The organism is Neohoeflea coraliihabitans (assembly GCF_019334345.1).
Classification (GTDB): domain Bacteria; phylum Pseudomonadota; class Alphaproteobacteria; order Rhizobiales; family Rhizobiaceae; genus Pseudohoeflea; species Pseudohoeflea coraliihabitans.
Genome location: NZ_JAHWQX010000001.1, coordinates 316,537 through 337,755 on the forward strand (window position 1 = coordinate 316,537; position 21,219 = coordinate 337,755).

The window sequence follows — 21,219 nt, forward strand, 5'->3', positions numbered from 1 at the left end:
TCCAATGACCGAGACATACACCCCGCCAAAAGTCTGGAAATGGGACAAGGAGAGCGGCGGCCGCTTTGCCAACATCAACCGCCCGATCGCCGGACCGACGCATGACAAGGAGCTGCCGCGCGGCGAGCATCCCTTCCAGCTCTACTCGCTCGGCACGCCGAACGGCGTCAAGGTCACGGTGATGTTCGAGGAACTGCTGGCCGCCGGCCACAAGGGCGCCGAGTATGATGCCTGGTTGATCGATATCGGCGAGGGCGATCAGTTCTCCAGCGGCTTCGTTGACGTCAATCCGAATTCGAAGATTCCGGCCCTGATGGATTACTCCGGACAAGCGCCGCTGCGCGTCTTCGAATCCGGTTCGATCCTGTTGCATCTGGCCGAAAAATTCGGTGCCTTCCTGCCAAACGATCCGGCCAAACGCACCGAAGCGCTCAACTGGCTGTTCTGGCAAATGGGCAGCGGCCCGTATCTCGGCGGCGGCTTCGGGCATTTTTACGCCTATGCGCCGGTGAAGATCGAATACGCCATCGATCGCTTCGCCATGGAGGTCAAGCGCCAGCTCGACGTCCTCGACCGCCGCCTTGCCGACAACCGCTTCCTCGCCGGTGACGACTACACCATCGCCGATATGGCCGTGTGGCCCTGGTATGGCCGTCTGGCCACCGGTGGCGCCTACGGCGAATCCGCCACCTTCCTGGAAACCGAGTCCTACAAGAACGTCCTGCGCTGGGAAGCCGAGATCGCCGCCCGCCCCGGCGTCAAGCGCGGCAACGCCGTCAACAAGAACTCCGACGACGGCAAGACCATTCGCGAGCGCCATTCGGCAGCCGATCTGGATGCGCTGAAGCTCGACTGAACATCCGGCCGCGCTTTTGCGGCCGGGCATCCGGCATCTGTTTAATTGCGCAGGTGAGCGGTCTGCTGGTAGCAGGCCGTCGAACGCGCGCCCGAGCGACAATAACCGAGCATCGGGCGCTCCATTTCATCGAGCGCATCGACCATCGATTGCACCGCCTCGGCGGTCACCCCGGTCTGGCCGATCGGGATGTGCCGGGCCTCGAGGCCCAGTTCGGCGGCGGCCGCACTGACGCTGGCAAAGCTGGGTTGTCCGGGCTGCTCATCGTCGGGTCGATGACAGACGATCGAACGGTATCCGGCGGCCTTGATCTCCTCAAGGTCCTCGGGGCTGATCTGGCCGCTGACCGCATATTCCTCGTTGATCGGACGGACGTCCATGGCAACTCCACCTCTTGTTGAAATATGATCCTGATTTACGGCGCGGACCCTCTGCCGTCAATCAATGCGCTGGCTTCGAGCTGAGATCGGCCATCTCGGTTGACGCTAAAACCTGCATGACATACTCAAGATTTACGGGCGCAGCCGGACGAACGGCGGCGCCTCGGTCACGCATGACAAGGGCTTTGTATTGTTCGGCGAACGCGCACTGAAGACGGCCGCCTGGGTCATCTCGCTGATCTGCCTGGCACCAATCCTCGCGGTGGCCATCGCCGCGGCATCCGGCACCTTGGTGACCTGGAACAGCCTCGCCGGCACGGTGTTGCCCGGCTATGCGGTAACGACGCTGCTGCTGGTCATTCTCGTCGGGATCGGCACCGCCGTGATCGGAACCGGCGCGGCCTGGCTGGTCTCCGTCTGCGCATTCCCATTTCGCCGCACCTTCGAGATCGCTCTGGCCCTGCCGCTGGCTTTCCCCGCCTATGTGCTCGCCTACGCCTACACCGATCTTCTCGATCATCCGGGCCCGGTGCAAACCTGGCTGCGCACGGTCACCGGCTGGGGACCGCGCGATTACTGGTTTCCCGAGATACGCTCCCTGGGCGGGGCGGCGGCGATGCTGACCTTCGTTCTTTATCCCTACGTATACCTGCTCGCCCGCGCTGCTTTTCTGCGCCAGTCGCCGACCGCCTATTTCGCTGCCCGCACGCTCGGCCACCCGCCCTGGAGCGCCTTTCTGCGCGTCAGCCTGCCAATGGCCCGCCCGGCCATTGCCGGCGGCGTCATCCTGGCGCTGATGGAGACCATCGCTGACTTCGGCACCGTGGCGCATTTCGGTGTTCAGACCTTCGCCACCGGCATCTATCGTGCCTGGTTTTCCATGGGGGATCGCCTCGCCGCCTCGCAGCTGGCCCTGTGTCTGCTGGCTGTCGCCTTGCTGTTTGCCACTCTCGAGCGCGCCCAGCGCGGCCTCGCCAAGCGCTACCCGGCCGGTTCGCGCTTCGAGGCCAGCGAACGTCATGTCCTGACCGGCGGTCGTGCGGCTCTGGCCTTTGCGGCCTGTGCCCTGCCTGTTCTTGTCGGCTTCGCCATCCCGCTCGTCGTGCTGATCGACATGGCCGTGTCCTCCGGTCACGACTGGCTCTCGCGCCGCTACGTCGCTTACATCGAGAATTCCCTGACCCTGGCCGCAATCGCTGCCGCCCTCACCGTGGCGGCCGCGGTGCTCATCGGCTTTTGTGCCCGCATCGCGCCCAGCCGCGCCGCCCGCTTCGCCGCCGCCTCCGCAGGCATCGGCTACGCGGTGCCGGGAGGGGTCATCGCCGTCGGGCTGCTGGTCCCCTTTGCGCATCTCGACAATGCCATCGACGATTTCGCGGAAGCCGTTTTCGGCGTCTCGACCGGGCTGTTGTTCACCGGCAGCATCGGCATTCTCGTCATTGCCTATATGGTGCGCTTCATCGCCGCCGCGCTTGGCGCCTTCGACACCGGCATATCGGTGATCCGGCCGAACATCGATGCCGCTGCACGCACGCTGGGCCGCACAGCCGGGCGCATGCTCTGGCAGATCCACCTGCCCTTGCTGCGGCCAAGCCTGCTGACTGCCCTGCTGATCGTCTTCGTCGATGTCATGAAGGAACTGCCGGCCACCCTGATCATGCGGCCGTTCAATTTCGACACGCTCGCCGTTCAGGCCTATCGCCTCGCCTCCGATGAGCGGCTCAACCAGGCCGCGATCCCGTCGCTGATGATCGTCGCCTTCGGCCTGATGCCGGTTATTCTCTTGTGTTACTCGATCGGCCGCTCCGGGCGGCCGCGCGCCGGTCAGCTGCCGTCCGAGGACGGCGGCGTTCCCGCCGTCTGACACACCGCATCAACCTCGATCTCGACCAGCCATTGCGGATTGACGAAACCGCTGACGGCCATGATCGTGTCGACCGGACGCGCGGTCAGGCAGAACGCCTTGCGCACCTCGATCGCCGCACGCCAGTTCTCGATATCGGTCAGCAAGATCCGCGTGCGCACCACGTCGTCGAACCCGGATCCGGCATCGGCAAGCGCGGCACCGATGATCTCGAAACAGCGACGCGTCTGCGCGGTGATATCCCCGATCCCGACCGTGCTCCCGTCCGCCGCCACCGGTGCGGTTCCGCCGATCGCGATGAACGGTCCGACGCGCACTGCCCGGCTGAAACCGACCACCGTTTCCATCGGATTGCCATTCGAAATCAGCCGCCGTTGCCAGGTCATCACATGCCTTTCTCGGGAGGTTGAACCTAGCACGAAAAACGGCCGGTGAAGACACCGGCCGTTACATCGCGAATTGAGACTGGAAATGTCAGCCTATTTGAAATCCGCCTCGTTGTAGATTTCCTGCGCCCGGGCCTGATTTTCGCCCAGCGCATTGAGGTTCAGTTCATCGGCCTTGAAGTCGCCGAGGCTTTCGACAAATGACGAAGCCGCCACGCCTTCAACCACCGGATACTCGTTGTTGCCGTTGGCAAAGAAGGACTGCGCCTCGTCGGACGTCAGATATTCGAGGAAGGTCACCGCATTGTCGCGATTTGGCGCATGCGCGGTGATGCCGGCACCGGAAATGTTGACATGCGTCCCGTTGCCATCCTGATCGGGGAACACGACACCGATCTTGTCGATACCGTTCGACAGGCCGGAGACGTCCTCGGCCAGTCCGCGGGCAAAGTAATAGGTGTTCGCCACGGCAATCTGGCACTCGCCGGAAACGATGCCGCGCAGCTGGTCGGTATCACCCCCCTGCGGCTCGCGCGCCAGGTTCGATTTCAGACCGGCCACCCACTCGCTGGCTTCCGCCTCTCCATGATGGGCAATGTAGGAGGCCAGCAGCGACAGCATGTAGATATTGCTGCTCGAGCGCACACAGACCATCCCCTCATATTGCGAATCGGCCAGCGCCGCGTAGGTCTGCGGCGGATTTTCGACCTCAGCCTTGTCGTAGAAGATCACCCGCGCCCGTGTCGACAGACCGACCCAGTGACCCTCCGGGTGGCGCAGATGCGCCGGAACCCGCGCTTCGAGAACCTCCGACTGCACCGGCGAGAACAATCCGGCCTGCTCGGCGCGCCACAGCCGGCCCGCATCGGCGGTGATGAAGATGTCGGCCGGGCTGTTGTCGCCCTCCGCCTTCATACGCTCGATCAGCTCGTCTTCCTTGCCCTCGATCAGGTTGACCGTGATGCCGGTCTTCTTCTCGAAATTCGCATACAGCTTCTCGTCAACATCATAGTGGCGGGCCGAATAGATATTGACCTCGCCGTCGGCGAAGGCCGGGCTGACGGCCAGTACCGAGACGGCAGACAGAAAGGTGCACACGGCGGCGGAACGCAGATTCATCGGAGAACTCCTTCAGACGATTAAACATGACTATCGTTGTCAGGTTTTTAAGAGCGCTCTGGCAGGCTGTCAATATCCAGCGTCATCTTTGTGCCCGGCTTCGCTGTAAAGTTTGAAAACCTCGTCGGCACGGCACAATTCGGTTCCTGGCGTGCGCGCCGCAGCGGCACCGGCAGCAACCCCGAAACGAAAGGCTGCTTCGATGGACTGGCCCTGGCTGAGAAACCACACCAGTGCGCCGACGAAGCTGTCACCGGCGCCGACCGCTGAACGCACCACCACATTCTGTGCCGGCAGCCGGATGACCGATTGCCTGCTGACCAGCAACGCCCCGTCGCGGCCAAGCGTCACGGCGACATATTCGGCCTTGCCCTCGCGGGTGATCTGGCGCGCCGCCTCTTCAACGCCCGCGTCGTCAAGATCGCCGCCGCTCAGTTCCTCCAGCTCGCCGCGGCTTGGCTTGACGAGAAACACCGGGCTCTGTTCCAGCGTCGACCTGAGCGCTGCACCATTGGCATCAAGGATGAATCGCCCGCCATTCTCCTGCGTGATCTGCGCCATCCGTGCATAGGTGTCGGCCGGCGCATTGCGCGGCAGCGAGCCGCTGGCCACGACATAGCCGGCTCTGCGCTCGCGCACCTTGTCGATCGCGGCCTCCAGTTCGGCAGAGCTCGCTTCCGGTCCTTCCGGCACGAAGCGGTATTCGGAACCGGTGTCCTTCTCGAAGACCATGAAGGCCAGCCGCGTCGGCTCAGTGATCATCACCGGGCTCAGGGTCACCGGCACATCCGCGAGCAGTTCCTTGAGCAAGGCTCCGGTCGGACCGCCGCACAAGAACACCAGTTCGCTGCGCACCTTGGCCGCCCCTTGCGCAGGGTTGCGCTCACAGAGCATGGCAATGACGCGCGCCACGTTGACGCCGCCACCACCCGGATGCCAGCGTTGCCGGCCGGTGCGCACCTTGCGCGTCGGATGGATCCGTCCGGTGTCACTGGACACATCGATGGTCGGATTGAGGGCGATAGCGAGAATATCAGTCACGAAACCTCCTTCCGAGGCGGATGGCGCGGCGCGCCCCCGGTTTATCGGGAATGCAACGCCGGCAGCGGTCACTTCGTTGCAGTCACCACGCTGTGCCATGCTGCCCCGCACGGCGCAATAATGGCGCGGCCACGCCCGCTTCTCACCGAAATGTGTGCGGGCACGATTTGACAGCCGGCCATTCCCAATGGAGAACCGAAACCGGAAACAGCAAGGCGGCACCTGAGATGCCGCAGGTTCAGGGGCCGGAAATGAAGCGTAGAACAATCCTGGCTGGTGCGTCCCTCGCGGCAGCTGCAACCTGGCTACCGGGACTGCGACCCGGCCATGCCGCCACCGCGGCGGTCGCGCCGCAGGCGCTGTTCTTCGACGCCGATGCGCCGGTGCTCGGCAACCCGCAAGGCGATGTGCAGATTGCCGAGTTTTTCGACTATCAGTGTTCCTGGTGCAAGCGCACCCACGCCGAAACCATGCAAGTTGTTGAACAGGATGGCGGCGTGCGTCTGGTGAAGAAGGACTGGCCGGTCTTCGGCCCGGCCTCCGTCTTCGCGGCACAGGCCGTTCTCGGCTCTGCCCGCCTTGGACACTACCGGCGCGCCATGGATACATTGATGGCGCAGAGCGGGGCGCTGACCAGCGAGTCCATCCTGTCATCGCTGGCAACCGCCGGCCTCGACATCGAGGCGTTGCGCGGCGTCGTCAATGCCGAGAGCGATCGCATCGGCAATCTGCTGACCCGCAACTGGCACCAGGCAGAGGCCTTCGCATTTATCGGCACACCCTCCTTCGTCATTGGCAGGACAGCCTATCCCGGGGTGCTCGACCGCGAGGCCCTGAAACGGGCGATAGACCGGGCCCGCGGCTGATCCGGACACCGGGGCCTCCGAATCTGCCTGAACCCGCCCGTCCGCTTGCAGGCTGAGACGTCTATCGCACCGCCGCCGATCACGTTAGGCTTGCCGCACCATCCTCACCTTCGCCGATCAAGGACCTTCTTCCAGCATGAATTTCGACACCGACAACATTGAGGCCGCGACCGCCGGCGTCGCCGCCAGCATCGCCCAGATCGTCACCACCTATGCCTTCTCCGTGCTTGGCGCCATCATCATTCTGATCATCGGTTTCTTCATCGCCGGCTGGATCAAGCGTGCCGTCTACCGCCTCGTCAGCCATCGCGGCGAGACGACGCTGGCCAAATTCCTCGCCAATGTCGCGCGCTACACCGTCCTGACCCTCGTTCTGGTGATGGTCCTGCAGCAATTCGGCATCCAGACAGCGTCGATCATCGCCGCACTCGGCGCCGCCGGCCTCGCCATCGGCCTGGCGCTGCAGGGGACATTGCAGAACATTGCCGCCGGAGTGATGCTGCTGTTTCTCCGGCCCTTCAAGATCGGCGATTTCATAGACACCGGCTCGGTCTCCGGCACCGTCGAGGAGATCGGCCTGTTCGCCACCGAACTGAAAACGCTCGACGGGCTGTATGTGCTGGCGCCCAATTCCAGCGTCTGGGGCAACGAGATCACCAATTTTTCCTATCACAACAAGCGGCGCTTCGATCTCGTGGTCGGCATCGGCTATGACGACGACATCGATCTGGCCATGCAGACCATGCGCGAACTGGTCGAAGGCGATGAGCGCGTGCTGACCGATCCGGCGCCGTTCATCTATGTCAACAATCTCGGCGACAGCGCTGTCGAGATCGTCACCCGCATCTGGATGCCAAGCGCCGACTGGTGGGTCGCCAGCCGCGAATTGATCAAACGGGCAAAGCAGGCCTGCGACGCCAAGGGGATCAACATTCCCTTCCCGCAGCGCGATGTGCATTTCTACCCCACCGACGGCGCGCAACCAGTGGAAATCAGGGGAAAAGGCGAGGCTGGGGCGGATGGCCCGATAACGACGGGCGCGGGATCGAACTGAGATCGCCCGGCCGCGTCGCGCGGACTTCACAGCGCAACGGATTCGCCAGATGTCGGGCGAATTCCGCAGGCGCGACCGCCAGCAAGGGCTGCGCGGTGTGTTTAGAAGCGCCGAATGAGACCGAATTTGACCGTGTGCAACGTATCATCAAAGGCGAAGGGCTGGGTCCCCGAGATGAACGTGTCGTAGGTCTCGCTGCCAAAATCGGCATAGGAGTATTCAGCTTTCACACGCCACTCCTCCGTAAGCGCATGCTCGGCGCCAAAGCCGATCATCCAGCCGAAGCGGGTCGTGTCACCAGTACCGGTTTCATTGCCATCGAACCCGCCGAAACCGCCGCTGTCTTCGGAACCGACGCCGTCATATTCTCCGCCCGCGGATTCGATGCGAGCAAAAGCCAGTCCGCCCTTGCCATAAACATAGGTGCGATCGAAAGCGTAGCCGAAGCGCCCGGCGAGGCTGCCGTAAAAATCATAGATGGTGCGCAGCCCATCGTCGCCGTTGATCACCCGGGTTTCATCATTCGACAGGCCGGCGAATTCGAACTCCGGGCCGAACACGAATTGCCCATGCTGGAAATTGTAGCCCGCCAGCACGCCACCGATGAAACCGTCATCTGACAGGCTCATCGTCGCACCGACCGATCCTCCGCCATATTCCTCACCGGAAATGTCGGTCGCCGTCGTGCGGTTGTGCGCCCAGCCGGCAAAGATACCGACATAGCTGCCGCGCCAGTCATAGCCGGCTCCTCCGGCCTCCTGGGCACTGGCAGTCGAGGGCAACAGAAGAAGACATGCAGGGGCCAAAAGACGAAAAAGCATCATTTTATCCTCGAATTCTCAGCCAGTTCCCGCTTGAGAATACCCGCAATGAAAACGCGGCTTCCTCAGCCTACTCGGCCGGAATAAATGCCAATATTGCCCCTTCGCAACATTCGATAGCAGAAACGCGCACGCCACGCTAGCTGGGAAGATATCGTTCCGCAGCGACCGGCACCCTGTCACAGCGCGCAATGACCTCCTGAAAGAGAGGGATCAGAAAGCTGTTCATGGCTTCGGTGGTCTGATGCTGGCGCAGGAAAGCCGGCATGCGGGCGCGCATTTCCGAAAGAATCCCGGCCTCGTCCAGCCGGGTGAAGCTCCCGTCGCGGATGACGAAACACCCATCCACCATGACGCTTTCAACCGAACTGCCGTTCTCGCAATAGACAAGCTGATTGACGACATCCGACAGCGGCGTGAACGCCGTCCCGTGCGACAGGTCGAGAATTATCAGATCGGCCTGTTTTCCCACTTCCAGCGAACCGGTGGTCTCCGCCAGCATCGCCGCTTGCGCGCCCCCCAGCGTCGCCGCATGCAGGACCTCGCCGGACGACAGACCTGCCATGGGCCCCTTTGCCGTGGCGGAGGACACCAGGGCTGCGGCCCGCAGCACATCGAACAGGCGCAGCGTGTCGTTGGAGGACGCGCCGTCGGTTCCAAGCGCCACGTTGATGCCGGCATTGAGGAGACGCCGGACGGGCGCGAGACCGGATCCGAGCTTGAGATTGGCGAGAATGTTCCAGGAGACCGACACACCCGCATCGGCCATCAGCGCGATGTCCTCGTCGGTTATCCAGACAGCATGCGCCATCAACACGTTCGGATTGAGCAGCCCGTGCTCATGCATGTAGCGCACGATGGATCCGCCAAACAATTTGTCTGCCGTCACCGCCTGCGTGCGGGTCTCCAGCACATGCGTATGGTAGGGCACCTGCCATTGCCGCGCCAGATCACGGCAGGCCTGCATCAGTTCGACGGTGCAGCGCTGCGGCCCGGAGGGCGCCAGCATGTAGCGCAGCCGTCCATCACCGCTGTTGTGCAAAGTGCGGAAGACCGCCTCGCAAAAGGTGGTGTATTCATCCGCTCCGGTCAGCGGAAAATCCAGTTGCGCCTGCACCCTGGCCGGGAAGACCTCCCGTCCATAGGCCAGCGTGTCGAGATAGGGCCGGTTCATCAGCCCGCTCGAGACATTGGCGCGAATGCCCGCTTCGTCATAGGCGCTGAAGACCGTTCCCAGCCGGGCAAGATGATGCGCAGGCGGATCGAAAAAATCATCGGAGATCATCGTCACGCCCGAGCGCAGCGATTCCATCGCCACAAGCAGGCTGCGCAAACGCAACAGTTCGAGATCCGGCGGTTCCAGGCCGAAAAATGGATAGGACCAGCAGAGCCACATTTCGAGGGGAAGCCGCTCATAGCGCCCACGCAGGAACATTTCGCTCGAATGAAGATGCGCATTGACGAGGCCGGGCATGACGAGCCGCCCGGCCGCCTCGACAATCTCGGCGCCGGCGGGAACGGCAAGATCTGCGCCAAGCCCGGTGATCCGCCCGCTCTCGATCAGGACATCGGCGCGGCTGGGCCGGATCTCCTCGCCTGCCGCCATGGTCAGAACGTCGGCGCCGCGGATCAGGATGATCTCGGCCTCGCGGCTGCTCATTGCTGCCCCAGTTCCCTGCTCGTCGTTGCATGTCCGCCGCGCGTGCGGGCCGAGATCCAGAGGCCGATGACCGTTGCGACATAAGGCAGGGCAAGCAGCAGACTGCTGGGGATCCGGTCTCCATAGGCAAGTTGCGCGCGAATGCCCAGCGCCCCGACGAATGCGAAGAAGAAGGCGGCAAGAGTTGCGCCGACCGGATGTCCGGCCCCGAAGATGACCGCTGCAAAACTCATGAAGCCGCGGCCTGCCGTCATGTTGACGGAAAAGATCTGAAGGCTGCCCGCCGCCAGTTCCGCACCGCCCAGCGCACAGAGCGGCCCGCCCAGCAAAAGCGCGATGAGCCGCATCAGACCCGGGCTGACGCCGGTCGCCCGCGCTGCGAACGCGTGTTCCCCACAGGCCGAAAGGCGCAGCCCGAAACGGGTGCGGCAGAGCAGCACCCAGCAGGCGAACACCACCAGCGGCATCGCCGCGACCAGAACCGAAAGTCCGCCGAATGCGCCAAACGCCGGTCCCAGCCGCGGCAGGCCGGCCGGTGCGCTGACCGCCGCTTCGCTTCCGAAGATGGCGGTCAGCGCCAGCGCCGTGCCGCCAAGACCGAGTCCGGAAAGACCGAGCCCGGCAATGATCTGATTGGCTTTCAGCACCTCCACGACGAACCAGAACAAAAGTGCCAGCAGGCAGCAGAATATCGTTCCGGACAACAGACCCACCATCACCGACTGCGTTAAAACGATGCCGACGATCGTGGCGCAGGCGCCGGTGATCATCATCCCTTCGAGGCCGAGATGCCAGATACCGGCGCGCTGCGCGATGACACCGGCCAGGGCGACGTAAACCAGCGGCGTGCCGGAACGCAGGAAGGCAACGATCAGATCTTCCATGCCTCTACCTCCTGAACCAGCTCAGCAGGCCGCGCAGGGCCCCCGCTTTCGCCGTGATGAAAAGAGCAATCGACGCGTGGATGATGTCGATGGCCGCCGAAGGCAGGCCGGTCATGATCGGCAGCCACAGACCCGAGGATGTCAGCGCCCCGAAAAACAGCGCAACCAGCGTTGCCGCGATGACCGACATGCCCGCCACCAGGGCAATCAGGATCGCGGTGAAGCCATGGTCCGGCAGAAAACCGCTCGCCAGCCGGCCATTCGGCCCCATCAGTTCAACGGAACCGGCGAGTCCTGCGAGCGCGCCGGACAGCAGGAAGGCACTGATGGCAATGCGCTGCACCTTGGCGCCCTGCCAGGTCACCATCACCGGATTGCGTCCGGCCAGTCCGGAAAGGATGCCGAATGAAGTCCGGTTCACCAGCCACCAGCCGAAGACCACCACCAGCGCGGCAATGGCGATGATGATCGGCGAACTTCCCGTTGACTCCGAGATGCGCCAGGCCGCATCGATCGGACGCGAGGAGGCCTGTTGCCCCGACCCGGCCGGATCCTTCAGCGGGCCGGAAGTGACATGCACGAGAAATTGCGCAGCGATGAAATTGCCCATCATCGTCGTGATCACCTCATCGGCCCCGGCCTTGACCCGCAACAGGGCCGGCCAGAGGGCCCACAGCGCGCCGCCGGCCATTCCGGCCAGAAGGCAGATGGGTACGGCAACCAAGGCCGGGCTGCCACGCAGCCACTCGGCGGCGAAGGCGGCGCAAATCGCTCCGAGATAGAACTGCCCCTGGGCCCCGATGTTGAAGTAGCCGGCGCGAAAACTGATGATCACGCCGACCGCGGTGATCAGCAGCGGCAAACCCCAGCGCAAAATGTGATTGAGGGCGTTGGGGCGAAAAAATGCGCCGTCGATAATGGCGCTCAATGTGCCGGTGGCGGAGAGGCCGACGGACAGGAAAATCAGACTGCACAGGACCAGAGCCAACACAATGAAGGCTCCGGTCTGCAGGACAGGCACCAGACGTCCGCTCATGGCACTGCCTCCAGGGCGGGTTGCTGTCCTGCGGCGGTCATCGCCCGCCCGACCGCCTTGAGGTCCCATGGCGGGGCAAATTCGGCCACCACCCGGCCCGAGACCATGACCGCGACGCGATCGCAGATGTCGAACAACTCATCGAGGTCGGACGACACCAGCAATATTCCGGCCCCCTCGCCGCGCGCCTGGCGCAGCGCCTTCCACACCGCCATTGTTGCGCCGATGTCGAGACCGCGTGTCGGCTGCGCCGCGAGGATGAGCTTGGCCCCCGGGTCCATCTCGCGCGAGAGAATGACCTTTTGTGCATTGCCGCCCGAAAGCGATCCGGCCGGCTGGGCGGTATTGCTGAACACAACGTCCCAGGCCTGAAAGGCGGCCTCGGCGGATCTTTGCAGATTGCGTGGCCGCACCGATGCCAGAAGCGAGCCGCCGACAAGTTGCGCGGCACCCCAGTTTTCCCATAGCGGGCTTGAAAGGGACAGCCCTTCCACGTTGCGTTCGAATGGAATGATCCGCAGCCCGGCCTCGCGCCGCGCCGCTAAAGATGCGGTCTCCATACGCTGGTCAGCCAGAGAAATCTCGCCTGCCGTCAAAGGCTCGAGGCCGGCAATGGCCGCCACCAATTCACGCTGTCCGTTGCCCTCGACACCGGCGATACCAACAATTTCACCGCAACGGACCGTAAGATCCACCTCGCTCAGGCCATTGCCGCGCGTATTCGACGCCGTGGAAATGCCTTTCAAGACCACGGCGGGTGGCGCATCGGGCCGCCCCTGATCGGGCTGGTGCTGCGCGCCGGCGCCGACAAGGGCGGCGCGGTCGCTGGCATCAAGGCGCGCCGCGGCTTCCCCGATAATCAGTTCCGCCAGCGTCTCGGAGGTCAGATCCTGTGCTTCCACAGGTCCTGCGACAAGCTCACCACCGCGAAGCACGGTAACCGTATCGGCGATGGCGAGAACCTCCCGAATCTTGTGCAAGACGAGCATGATCGTCACGCCCTGGGCCTTGAGTTCGCGGACACGCGCGAACAGCCGCTCGGTTCCTTTCGGTGACAGGACGGCAGTCGGTTCATCAAGGATCAGCAGCCGCGCGTCTGAAACCATCGCTCTGGCGATTTCGGCCGATTGCTGCATTTCAATTGGAAGATCGCGGATGCGGGCGCGCGCATCAAGGCCCAGACCCAGCCCGTCCAGCCAGCGTTGCCAGTGTCGCTCGATCCCGCGCTTTGTAAACAGGCCGGCCTTGGGTCCGACAAATTGCAGAACCTCGGCCACCGTGAAAGAGGGCGGCAATGCGAAGCTCTGATGCACGAGTTCAACGCCAGCGCCACGTGCTTCGGCCACATCACCGCCCGCCAGCCTCCTGCCGAACACGGTAACCGCTCCTTCCGCCGGCGGCACCAACCCGGCAGCCACGCGGGCAAACGTCGTCTTGCCAGCACCGTTCTGGCCGAGCACCGCATGAATGCGCCCCGGCTCGAACCGGGTCGAAACGGCCGACAGCGCCGTGACCTCGCCATAGCGCACCGTTACCGCTTCGGCCGCCAAGGCAGGCGCCGTGACGCCTGCCTCAGTGTGCTGCTCCGCTTTCACGCCCCGCCTCAGAGACTGGTGTTGAACGGCACGTTCAGGGAACCATCGAGGATCTTGCCCCGCGCCTCTTCGACGGAGGCCAGGGCGACCTGGGCCATCTTCCGAAGCTCTTCCGGACCTTGTTCGGCAAACAGGGGAGAAGGGATGAAATCGATGACCCCAGTCCCCAGACCCGTTGCCTCATGTCCGCCGCTCCAGTCCGCTTCGAGCGATTTTGTCGCCTCGTTGTAGAGCGAAGCGCCAAAATCGAGACCGACAATCGAGATCACCGATTTGGGATCGAGGGGGAATTGTGCCGGATCGAGGGTCGAGACGACCCGACCTTCGTTCTCGCCGGCAGCGGCGATGATACCGAAATCGGTCGCCGCGGCATCCGTCTGGATGAAGTCCACGCCATCCGAGAACATCTGCGTGGCGATTTCCTGTCCCTTCGCCGGATCCTGGAAGCTGCCCGCGAAGGCGACGGCAACGGTCAGATCCGGATTGACAGACTGTGCGCCGGCCTTGAAGGCGTTATAGTCCGCATTGATCGGCGGAATGGAAATGCCGCCGATAAAGCCGAGCTTGCCGGACCGCGACACCCGGGCTGCGAATATTCCCGACAGATAACAACCGAGATAATAATCGTAGGAGACGGTCGCCACATTCGGGATCTTCGGCTCGAACGGATCACCGAAGAGCTGGATGAATTTCGTATCGGGGAATTTCGGTGCGACTGCCCGGAACGGCTCGGCCACCTCGTTGAAGGTCGAAACCACGATTTTCGCGCCTGCCTCGCCCAGTGAGGTGAAGATCGTCTCGTAGGTCGAGGGATCTTCGGCATAGATGGCGCGCGCCGTCATGTCGTGCTCTTCGGCAAACGCGTTCAGCTTTGCGATCATCGAATCGACAGGCCCTGCGTCCCCGGCCGCCTGGGTGTGCACGAGGGCGATGAGGCCACCGGCCGCCTGGGCAGGAAGGGCGCCGTATAGCGCGCTCGCTGCGAGGGTTCCGGCAACGCCGAGGATCACCTGACGGCGGCCAACGGCAATCGGCACTTTGGTGTTGATGCTCATTTGAGTTGTTCCTCTCTTGTGGTGGGCGGTATTATTTTTGGGGTTGGGGAGAAATCGGCAGGCGCCATGATCATGACGTCCTGCGAAGTGATCGCGTCGAGCGCCCAGACCGACGCGATGAATTCTTTCCAGGCGGGATCCGCATACATGGCCGCCCGCCTTGCTTCCCGGTCGGCAAGACTGTCATAGGCCCAGACGAGGATTGTCGTGTGCAACCGACCTATCTCGGACTGCCAGAGACCGACGAAGCGGTTGAGATGCCGCTTCTGCACCGGCAGGCCCTGTGACCGGTATTTCTCCATCCAGCCGTCCACGGTGCCGGGCCGGAAGGTGTAGGTACGGTGTTCGATAATCATGCGCGTGCGTCCTCAAGGATGAAATCGGAAGCCCGCTCGCCAATCATGATGGCGGGCGCGTTGGTGTTGCCGGAAGAAATGATGGGCATGATCGATGCATCCGCGACGCGCAGGCCATCAATGCCGCGCACCTTCAACCGGCCATCGACCACCGCCATGGGATCGGTGTCGACGCCCATCTTGCAGCTGCCGACCGGGTGGAAGGTGGTCATCGCCGTTGCCCGCAGCCACGCCGTCAGCTCATCGTCGCTGTCGACTGCTGCGCCGGGAGCAAGTTCGGCACCCTTGAAAGGCGCAAATGCCTGTTGCGACAGGATGTCCCGCGTCTTGCGGATGGCATCGATCATGGTGCGGATGTCAAATTCATCGGCCAGATAATTCGGCCGTATTTTCGGCGCCGCGAAGGGATCGCCGGACGCCAGTTCGATCGCGCCGCGACTGGCCGGATTGACCGGACCGACACGCATGGTGAGCCCGTGGTTCGCTTCCACCCGCTGCCTGCGGAACGGATTGGGAAAATTGAGATTTGCGGTCTTTTCGAGGGCCGGCATGAAATGCAGCTGCACGTCCGGAGCCTCAAGGCCTTCTCGCGTCTTGAGAAAGGCGCCGCCCTCATAGGGAAAGGTCGTCACGATCCCGGTGCCGAAAAGCATCGCCTGGACCATCGACACCGCCAGGCGGTCGGCGCGAAGATCGCTGTAGAGTGTGACCGGCTGCGAACATTCCCAACTCATCACGCAATCGACATGGTCCTGAACATTCTGGCCGACGCCCGGCAGGTCGTGGCGCACCGTAATCCCATGCGACTTGAGATGCGCGGCCGGACCGATGCCGGACAGCATCAGCAGTTGCGGTGAATTCACCGTACCCCCCGAAACAATGACCTCACGCGCCGCCTGCGCGCTTTCGGACCGGCCGTCGCGCGACCAGGTGACGCCCGTCACACGCCGCCCCTCAAGGCTTAGCCCGTCCACATGAGCTCCCGTCAGGATTGTCAGATTGGGCCGCCTGGAAGCCGGCTTCAGAAACGCCGAAGAGGTCGACCAGCGGCGGCCTTTGCGTATGGTGAAGTCGTAGCGCCCGACCCCCTCCTGTGTGGCTCCGTTAAAGTCGTCGTTGAAGGGCAGTCCAGCCTGTTCGCCGGCTTTGATGAAAGTGTCGAACAGTCGATTGCTCGACCGCGCCCGGCAGACCGTCAGTTCGCCCCGTGTGGAATGGTATGCGCCATCACCGCGCTCGGGATTGCTTTCCGACCGCAGAAACGCCGGCAGCACCTTGTCGTAACTCCAGTCCGGCAGGCCAAGCTGGGCCCACCGGTCGTAGTCGTGCCGGTTGCCGCGCACATAGATCATGCCGTTGATCGTCGACGTACCGCCCAGCACCTTGCCGCGCGGCCAGTACAGCTTGCGCCCGTTCAGATGCGGTTCTGCCTCGGTATGGTAGTGCCAGTTGTAAAGGCCGGAATGAAACAGCTTGCCCATCAGCATCGGCAGGCGCACCAGCGGATTGCGATCTTTCGAACCTGCTTCCAGCAACAATACGCTGTGGCGTCCGTCGGCGCTCAGCCGGTTGGCCACCACCGCGCCGGCGGATCCGGCTCCCACCACAATGAAATCATAGGTCCGGGTCATCAGGCTACCACGCGATTGGTTGCGCGCCCATGCGCTGCAGATGCGCATTTGCGGCAAGGAAGGGATTGGCGCATGCGAGGAACTCCTCTGCGAATGCGGGATGGGGCAGAACAAGGGACAGATGCGGCGCGGGCGCAGGCAGACATCCCGCATGTTCCAGATTGTCCGCCGCCGCCTGCCCGAAAGCGACGAACACCACCGGCCGATCCTGGCTGGCGATGTGACGCAGCGCGGCGCGGATCACCGGCCTCCAGAACAGCACGTGACCGCGCCCCTGGTGCGGATCGACATCACGCTGGAACCGGCTGAGTGTCAGGGCCGAGTTGAGAAGCAACACGCCGGCGCGCTCCTGGCGGTCGGCCATGTCCGCAGGATCCTCGATCTGCAAGCTCCCGCTTTCGATCTCCGCGAGCATCGTCGACCAGGCCGAAAAACTGTGCGTCAGCTCCGGTCGGTCGTAGCGCGCCGCCATCAGCATCAGCGTGAAGGCGCGGATCGATTTCGAGAACATTCTCTCAAGGTCACGCCAGACAAGCGCATTGCCGATTTCGAACGCCCGTCCGGTCGAGGCAGCCGGATCGGGATAGGGATCCTGGCCCAAAAGTACCACCCGCACAGCATCTGCTCGCACAGCATCGAATGCGCGCAGCATATGCGCGCCCTCCGGCGCCCCCGGAAAGCTCCGGCCCTTCCGGGCCGGAAAGATGGGCTCCCAGGCCTCCAGCTGCAAATGAGGATCAATGTCGTCGGCGCCCGTCTCGACGTCCTGCATCACCAAGCGCCAGTCCGGCGGAAGGTCGTCCTTCCAGCCTGCGGTCATCTCACGCATTGCTTCACACAACGTCGTTGCCATGATCGTCTCCCCGAGCCATCAAGGGAAGACGATCCTGACGATTTCGTCAAGTTTTATTTCGCATAAGTTGACGAAACCGTCAGTTTTTGAGCGCCCCGTCTTGCCCTGTCGAGCGAAGCTGATAAGACGTGTTTGAGACGAGTTGCAGCCAAAGCGGGTGGAAAGCATGGCACGTCGAACGGGCGGTGGAAGCAGGAAAGCGAACGGTGACACCGACGGCCGGATCCGTGCCCGCAATGAGGCCAGAATCCTCCAGGTCTCGGTGCGTTTGTTCTCAGCCAAGGGGTTTGACGGCACGACGATTTCTGAAATCGCCGAGGACTCCGATCTGCCCAAGGCGAATGTCTACTATTATTTCCAGTCCAAGGCGGCGATCTATGAGCGGCTGATCGCGGAGGTCTTCGACGATTGGGACGCAGCTCTGCGCCATATCCGCCCCGAGCGGGACGCACGTGAAGCGCTGGGCGACTATGTCCGCGAGAAACTGGAAAGTTCCCGCCGCAATGCGGCGCAATCGCGGTTTTTCGCCGGAGAACTGCTCCGCGGCGGCAAATTTCTCTCACGCCGCCAGCGGCGGCACATGCTCGATGTCACCCATGAGGCCTGCGCGGCCATCGATCAATGGATCGCCGAGAAGCGCTTTCCGGACATCGACCCGCGACATTTTCTGATCATGATCTGGGCCACGACGCAGTTCTATTCCGACTTCGCGCCGGTGGTGGCTGCGACGCTGGAAGTGCCGCGCCTGCGCAAGTCCGAATTCGACGATGCAGCCGAACAGATCCTCAAGGCCATCAAATTCGATCCCGATTGACCGGATGCATCAGCGACCTCTGCCGCCACCTGACGACGGGATCAAACGGACCGGGTCGTCGCCTCTGCCTGATTTCCGGCCGACACATTCCACGGCGAGGGCATCGGTTCGCGATACGCCGCATCGAGCCAGTCCGAAAGGTCTAGCCCGGTCAGATGTCCGGTGCGCATGATATCCTCGGCAAACAGGCGTGTCAGACGCTCGCGCGCACGCGGTGCCATCGGCGCGGTATCATCATTCTCCACCGGCACGATATAGCGTGGCTGCACATTCTCCCGCAGCCAGCGCGGCGCGCCGAGAAAGTCTTCCACCTGTTGCAGCGATTTCAGGGGCTGCGACCAGAAGGTGTCCGTGCGCACAAACAGGATCTGCTCGCGCTTGAACAGCGACAACAGCCGCTCCACCTGCCAGCCATAAAATCCCCGTTCGACATAGGAGAATTTGCGCTTAACACCGTGCGGTGCTCCCACCACCCGGCGACGCCCCTTGTCCGACACGGCCTCTTCAAAGGACAGCGGCTCAATCCCGCGAAACCTGGCCATACGCCACTGTGAGTAGGCCCGGAATGCCGGGTGCCGCAGGATCAGGATCAGCCGGGCCTGTGAATTGTAGTCCTGCAGCCGCTCCAATGCGCCCGGCCAATAGCAGTAAATCGGCGTTGCCTCGCCGCGCATCACATCTTCGACAGTCCAGTCGAAATGCTTCTTTAGTTCGAACCGATCCTGCGCTGCCACACCAGCCACACCCTTGTCGAACACATGCAGTTCCTTGCGGGCCGGCAGTTGCAGCGAAGGATGCTGGGCGAGAAGACTGGCAAGTGCCGTCGTGCCGGCCTTCTGGACGCCGATGATGAAAAAATCGACTTTCATAGGTCTCCGTGAGCCTGTGTCCGGCTGCAGATCGGCCTTTTCGCTAGGATAGCCGACTAGCACCGCACACGGTCACTGTCCAACCGGCCGAGACACGAAACCGGCTCGATGACCGCGACATTCACGCAAGCGAGAGGCGATCGGTCGAGGCAAGTGATGCACGGCGGTTGCTTTGCCGGCAGCTTGCAGCCTAAATCCACCCGGACGCAACGGTCGATGCCCATAGGATCGCATCACGCCGGGGTCTCCGGACTTTTGACCGCAAGATGCCGTGGTGCGTCAGCGTCGAAGCCGAATGTCGATACCGGCTTCACTCCGGGGCAGGACGCAACAATGACCCGCTCGACGCAGCGGCAGGGAGGACTGACATTCATGACGGAGGACGCCACACGCAGCCCGATTTCCGGCATCGTCCTGATGTGCGCCGGCATCGCATGTCTGAGCCTGAACGATGCCATTGCCAAGACCCTGACCGCGACCTACGCGCCGCTACAAATTCTGTTTCTGCGCAATATCATCGCCATTGTTCCGGCTCTGCTGATGGCCCTCTATATGGGTGGCACGGCGGCACTCGTGACCGCTTCACCCGGCGCGCATCTGCTTCGCGGCGTGTTGTGGACCTGCGCCGCATCCACCTTCTTTCTCGGATTGAGGTATCTTGGACTTGCCGAAGCGACGACCCTCGTTTTTGCCGCGCCGATCTTTATCGTCACGCTCTCGAGCCTGTTCTTGAAAGAAAAAGTCGGCTGGCGCCGCTGGACGGCGGTTCTGGTCGGATTTCTCGGTGTGCTGGTCGTCGTCCGTCCGGGCATGGCCACATTTCAGCTCGTCGCATTGCTGCCGGTCAGCACGGCCTTGTTCTACGCCCTGCTGATGATCGGCTCGCGACTCGTCGATCCGCGCGAAAGCCCCTGGACGGTCATGCTGTATCTGGTCACCTTCGGCGCCCTGACCAGCGGCGTTCTTGCGCCATTCTTCTGGACGGCCGTGCGCCCCGAGGACATCTGGCTGTTCGTCGGAACGGCGATCCTCGGCACGGCGGCGATGACGATGATCACTCAGGCCTTCCGTTTCAGTTCGGCCTCGGTCGTCGCGCAGTTCGAATATACGGGCCTGTTATGGGCGATCCTGCTTGGATGGCTCATCTGGCGCGAGGTGCCGGACCTTGCAACCCTCGTCGGCGCCGGCATCATTGTGTCGACCGGCCTGTACATCATCTTCCGCGAACGCCAGCTGCAAAAGTGATGAAAATGAACTGCAGCCGCTCGCGCAGCACAGCGCGATGGGGATCCGGAGTGCCGCCCTGGTAAGGGACCGCGAAGCCTGCACTTGAGTATTCTTACGCAGTAGAATAACTAGCTACTGATCAGTCAAATGCGCGCAGACGCTCTTACTTCAGGAACTCCCATGCCAAGAACGCGAAAGAGCACAAAGGCCGCCTCCGTGTGGAACGAGGTTGCGGAACTGAAGCGGGAGAAGATCCTGCAGAGCGCAGTGGATCTCTTCTACCAGAATGGTTACCTGCCAACGACAATGGACGTGATCGCCGAAAGCATCGGCGCAACCAAACCCTTCGTCTATTATCACTATGAGAACAAGGCCGAGCTTCTGTCGGAAATTGCCCGGCGCACGCTGCGCGAATGGCTGGCGGTGACCACACATGTCACGGATCAGTCGCTTCCCCCGAAGGAGGCACTGTCCCTCGCCGCACAGCAGTTCACGATGATCGTGCTGAACATGTACAAGCTCGTCTCGATTTACTATCGCGAGCAACTCAATCTTCCAAAGGAAGTCGCTGACGAGATTGCCGGCATGCGCCGCGAGATCGACGCGCAGGTGCGCACGATTCTTGCCGAAGGCAAGAAGACAGGCGTCTTCGAGTTCGAAGATCTGGCCGTTGCCAGCCAGGTGGTCACCGGCATGGTCAGTTTCGTCTTTGCCTGGTACCGCGAACCCTCGCGCCTGTCGAAGGAAGAGATCTGCGCCCAGATGGTCTCGCATGTGCTGCGCAGCGTCGGGGCCACGACGACGCCATCCTGACATACGGCTGCGCAGGTTCCGGTGCCGGAAGCGCTGCGC

Annotated in this window: 21 protein-coding genes; 7 read left to right on the plus strand and 14 right to left on the minus strand. The window is 62.8% G+C overall.

What is annotated here, in order from left to right; genetic code table 11:
• Positions 1 to 4: 4 nt before the first annotated feature.
• Positions 5 to 856: a glutathione-dependent disulfide-bond oxidoreductase gene (gene yghU, locus KY465_RS01525; protein WP_219157718.1), complete on the plus strand. Its 852-nt coding sequence runs from the start codon at positions 5 to 7 to the stop codon at positions 854 to 856.
• Positions 857 to 897: 41 nt separating this feature from the next.
• On the opposite strand, the gene KY465_RS01530 is transcribed toward yghU, so the two are convergent.
• Entirely contained in the window at positions 898 to 1,236 is a 339-nt protein-coding gene (locus tag KY465_RS01530) for a protein tyrosine phosphatase family protein (protein ID WP_219157720.1), read from the minus strand.
• A 190-nt stretch (positions 1,237 to 1,426) separates the two neighbouring features.
• Here KY465_RS01530 and KY465_RS01535 point away from each other — a divergent pair, with 190 nt between their 5' ends.
• Positions 1,427 to 3,100, plus strand: a complete 1,674-nt coding sequence (locus tag KY465_RS01535) for an ABC transporter permease (RefSeq protein WP_219157722.1) — start codon at positions 1,427 to 1,429, stop codon at positions 3,098 to 3,100.
• Here the strand turns inward: KY465_RS01535 and KY465_RS01540 are convergent.
• The 3 genes from KY465_RS01540 to KY465_RS01550 form a co-directional block, all read right to left on the minus strand.
• Positions 3,061 to 3,486, minus strand: coding sequence for a Rid family hydrolase (locus KY465_RS01540; RefSeq protein ID WP_219157724.1), 426 nt, complete (start codon positions 3,484 to 3,486; stop codon positions 3,061 to 3,063). The genes KY465_RS01535 and KY465_RS01540 overlap by 40 nt on opposite strands.
• Before the next feature lie 93 nt (positions 3,487 to 3,579).
• Positions 3,580 to 4,605, minus strand: a complete 1,026-nt coding sequence (locus KY465_RS01545; protein ID WP_219157726.1) for a Fe(3+) ABC transporter substrate-binding protein — start codon at positions 4,603 to 4,605, stop codon at positions 3,580 to 3,582.
• Positions 4,606 to 4,674: 69 nt separating this feature from the next.
• Positions 4,675 to 5,646 (minus strand): 1-phosphofructokinase family hexose kinase, encoded by a 972-nt coding sequence (locus tag KY465_RS01550; RefSeq protein ID WP_346432580.1) that lies wholly within the window; start codon positions 5,644 to 5,646, stop codon positions 4,675 to 4,677.
• Positions 5,647 to 5,897: 251 nt separating this feature from the next.
• Between KY465_RS01550 and KY465_RS01555 the strand changes: the two genes are divergently transcribed.
• Positions 5,898 to 6,512 carry a DsbA family protein gene (locus tag KY465_RS01555; protein WP_219157731.1) on the plus strand — a complete coding sequence of 205 codons (615 nt, stop codon included), beginning with the start codon at positions 5,898 to 5,900 and terminating at the stop codon, positions 6,510 to 6,512.
• Between the two features lie 136 nt (positions 6,513 to 6,648).
• A complete protein-coding gene (locus KY465_RS01560; protein ID WP_219157733.1) occupies positions 6,649 to 7,566 on the plus strand; it encodes a mechanosensitive ion channel family protein in 918 nt (305 codons plus the stop codon).
• Positions 7,567 to 7,667: 101 nt separating this feature from the next.
• Here KY465_RS01560 and KY465_RS01565 read toward each other — a convergent pair whose 3' ends face one another.
• The 9 genes from KY465_RS01565 to KY465_RS01605 form a co-directional block, all read right to left on the minus strand.
• Positions 7,668 to 8,387, minus strand: coding sequence for an outer membrane protein (locus KY465_RS01565; protein ID WP_219157735.1), 720 nt, complete (start codon positions 8,385 to 8,387; stop codon positions 7,668 to 7,670).
• A gap of 139 nt (positions 8,388 to 8,526) precedes the next feature.
• Entirely contained in the window at positions 8,527 to 10,047 is a 1,521-nt protein-coding gene (locus tag KY465_RS01570; RefSeq protein ID WP_219157737.1) for an amidohydrolase family protein, read from the minus strand.
• Positions 10,044 to 10,931: an ABC transporter permease gene (locus KY465_RS01575; RefSeq protein WP_219157739.1), complete on the minus strand. Its 888-nt coding sequence runs from the start codon at positions 10,929 to 10,931 to the stop codon at positions 10,044 to 10,046. The genes KY465_RS01570 and KY465_RS01575 overlap by 4 nt, the downstream gene beginning before the upstream one ends.
• Positions 10,932 to 10,935: 4 nt before the next feature.
• The gene (locus KY465_RS01580) at positions 10,936 to 11,967 is read right to left on the minus strand and encodes an ABC transporter permease (RefSeq protein WP_219157741.1); all 1,032 of its coding nucleotides are present in this window, start codon (positions 11,965 to 11,967) and stop codon (positions 10,936 to 10,938) included.
• Entirely contained in the window at positions 11,964 to 13,562 is a 1,599-nt protein-coding gene (locus KY465_RS01585; RefSeq protein WP_346432581.1) for an ABC transporter ATP-binding protein, read from the minus strand. Before KY465_RS01585 ends, KY465_RS01580 begins: the two co-directional genes overlap by 4 nt.
• An 8-nt stretch (positions 13,563 to 13,570) precedes the next feature.
• On the minus strand, positions 13,571 to 14,617 hold the full coding sequence (locus KY465_RS01590; protein ID WP_219157743.1) for a BMP family ABC transporter substrate-binding protein: 1,047 nt from the start codon (positions 14,615 to 14,617) through the stop codon (positions 13,571 to 13,573).
• Positions 14,614 to 14,973, minus strand: coding sequence for an NIPSNAP family protein (locus tag KY465_RS01595; RefSeq protein ID WP_219157745.1), 360 nt, complete (start codon positions 14,971 to 14,973; stop codon positions 14,614 to 14,616). Before KY465_RS01595 ends, KY465_RS01590 begins: the two co-directional genes overlap by 4 nt.
• Complete coding sequence (locus KY465_RS01600; RefSeq protein ID WP_219157747.1) at positions 14,970 to 16,604, minus strand: GMC family oxidoreductase; 1,635 nt, start codon at positions 16,602 to 16,604, stop codon at positions 14,970 to 14,972. The genes KY465_RS01595 and KY465_RS01600 overlap by 4 nt, the downstream gene beginning before the upstream one ends.
• Before the next feature lie 4 nt (positions 16,605 to 16,608).
• Complete coding sequence (locus KY465_RS01605; protein ID WP_219157749.1) at positions 16,609 to 17,457, minus strand: uracil-DNA glycosylase family protein; 849 nt, start codon at positions 17,455 to 17,457, stop codon at positions 16,609 to 16,611.
• 166 nt (positions 17,458 to 17,623) lie between these two features.
• Between KY465_RS01605 and KY465_RS01610 the strand changes: the two genes are divergently transcribed.
• Positions 17,624 to 18,271, plus strand: coding sequence for a TetR family transcriptional regulator C-terminal domain-containing protein (locus KY465_RS01610; protein ID WP_219157751.1), 648 nt, complete (start codon positions 17,624 to 17,626; stop codon positions 18,269 to 18,271).
• A gap of 41 nt (positions 18,272 to 18,312) precedes the next feature.
• On the opposite strand, the gene KY465_RS01615 is transcribed toward KY465_RS01610, so the two are convergent.
• Entirely contained in the window at positions 18,313 to 19,140 is an 828-nt protein-coding gene (locus KY465_RS01615; protein ID WP_219157754.1) for a sulfotransferase domain-containing protein, read from the minus strand.
• Between the two features lie 333 nt (positions 19,141 to 19,473).
• Here KY465_RS01615 and KY465_RS01620 point away from each other — a divergent pair, with 333 nt between their 5' ends.
• Both KY465_RS01620 and KY465_RS01625 read left to right on the plus strand, forming a co-directional pair.
• A complete protein-coding gene (locus KY465_RS01620; protein WP_255561377.1) occupies positions 19,474 to 20,385 on the plus strand; it encodes a DMT family transporter in 912 nt (303 codons plus the stop codon).
• 162 nt (positions 20,386 to 20,547) lie between these two features.
• On the plus strand, positions 20,548 to 21,180 hold the full coding sequence (locus KY465_RS01625) for a TetR/AcrR family transcriptional regulator (RefSeq protein WP_219157756.1): 633 nt from the start codon (positions 20,548 to 20,550) through the stop codon (positions 21,178 to 21,180).
• Positions 21,181 to 21,219 lie beyond the last annotated feature (39 nt).

Coding starts and splice junctions, on each gene's coding strand:
- yghU (WP_219157718.1), top strand. CDS start 5: ATGACCGAGACATACACCCCGCCAAAAGTCTGGAAATGGGACAAGGAG.
- KY465_RS01615 (WP_219157754.1), bottom strand. CDS start 19,140: ATGAAAGTCGATTTTTTCATCATCGGCGTCCAGAAGGCCGGCACGACG.
- KY465_RS01555 (WP_219157731.1), top strand. CDS start 5,898: ATGAAGCGTAGAACAATCCTGGCTGGTGCGTCCCTCGCGGCAGCTGCA.
- KY465_RS01540 (WP_219157724.1), bottom strand. CDS start 3,486: ATGACCTGGCAACGGCGGCTGATTTCGAATGGCAATCCGATGGAAACG.
- KY465_RS01605 (WP_219157749.1), bottom strand. CDS start 17,457: ATGGCAACGACGTTGTGTGAAGCAATGCGTGAGATGACCGCAGGCTGG.
- KY465_RS01575 (WP_219157739.1), bottom strand. CDS start 10,931: ATGGAAGATCTGATCGTTGCCTTCCTGCGTTCCGGCACGCCGCTGGTT.
- KY465_RS01595 (WP_219157745.1), bottom strand. CDS start 14,973: ATGATTATCGAACACCGTACCTACACCTTCCGGCCCGGCACCGTGGAC.
- KY465_RS01545 (WP_219157726.1), bottom strand. CDS start 4,605: ATGAATCTGCGTTCCGCCGCCGTGTGCACCTTTCTGTCTGCCGTCTCG.
- KY465_RS01570 (WP_219157737.1), bottom strand. CDS start 10,047: ATGAGCAGCCGCGAGGCCGAGATCATCCTGATCCGCGGCGCCGACGTT.
- KY465_RS01565 (WP_219157735.1), bottom strand. CDS start 8,387: ATGCTTTTTCGTCTTTTGGCCCCTGCATGTCTTCTTCTGTTGCCCTCG.
- KY465_RS01580 (WP_219157741.1), bottom strand. CDS start 11,967: ATGAGCGGACGTCTGGTGCCTGTCCTGCAGACCGGAGCCTTCATTGTG.
- KY465_RS01610 (WP_219157751.1), top strand. CDS start 17,624: ATGGCACGTCGAACGGGCGGTGGAAGCAGGAAAGCGAACGGTGACACC.
- KY465_RS01560 (WP_219157733.1), top strand. CDS start 6,649: ATGAATTTCGACACCGACAACATTGAGGCCGCGACCGCCGGCGTCGCC.
- KY465_RS01620 (WP_255561377.1), top strand. CDS start 19,474: ATGACCCGCTCGACGCAGCGGCAGGGAGGACTGACATTCATGACGGAG.
- KY465_RS01590 (WP_219157743.1), bottom strand. CDS start 14,617: ATGAGCATCAACACCAAAGTGCCGATTGCCGTTGGCCGCCGTCAGGTG.
- KY465_RS01625 (WP_219157756.1), top strand. CDS start 20,548: ATGCCAAGAACGCGAAAGAGCACAAAGGCCGCCTCCGTGTGGAACGAG.
- KY465_RS01600 (WP_219157747.1), bottom strand. CDS start 16,604: ATGACCCGGACCTATGATTTCATTGTGGTGGGAGCCGGATCCGCCGGC.
- KY465_RS01530 (WP_219157720.1), bottom strand. CDS start 1,236: ATGGACGTCCGTCCGATCAACGAGGAATATGCGGTCAGCGGCCAGATC.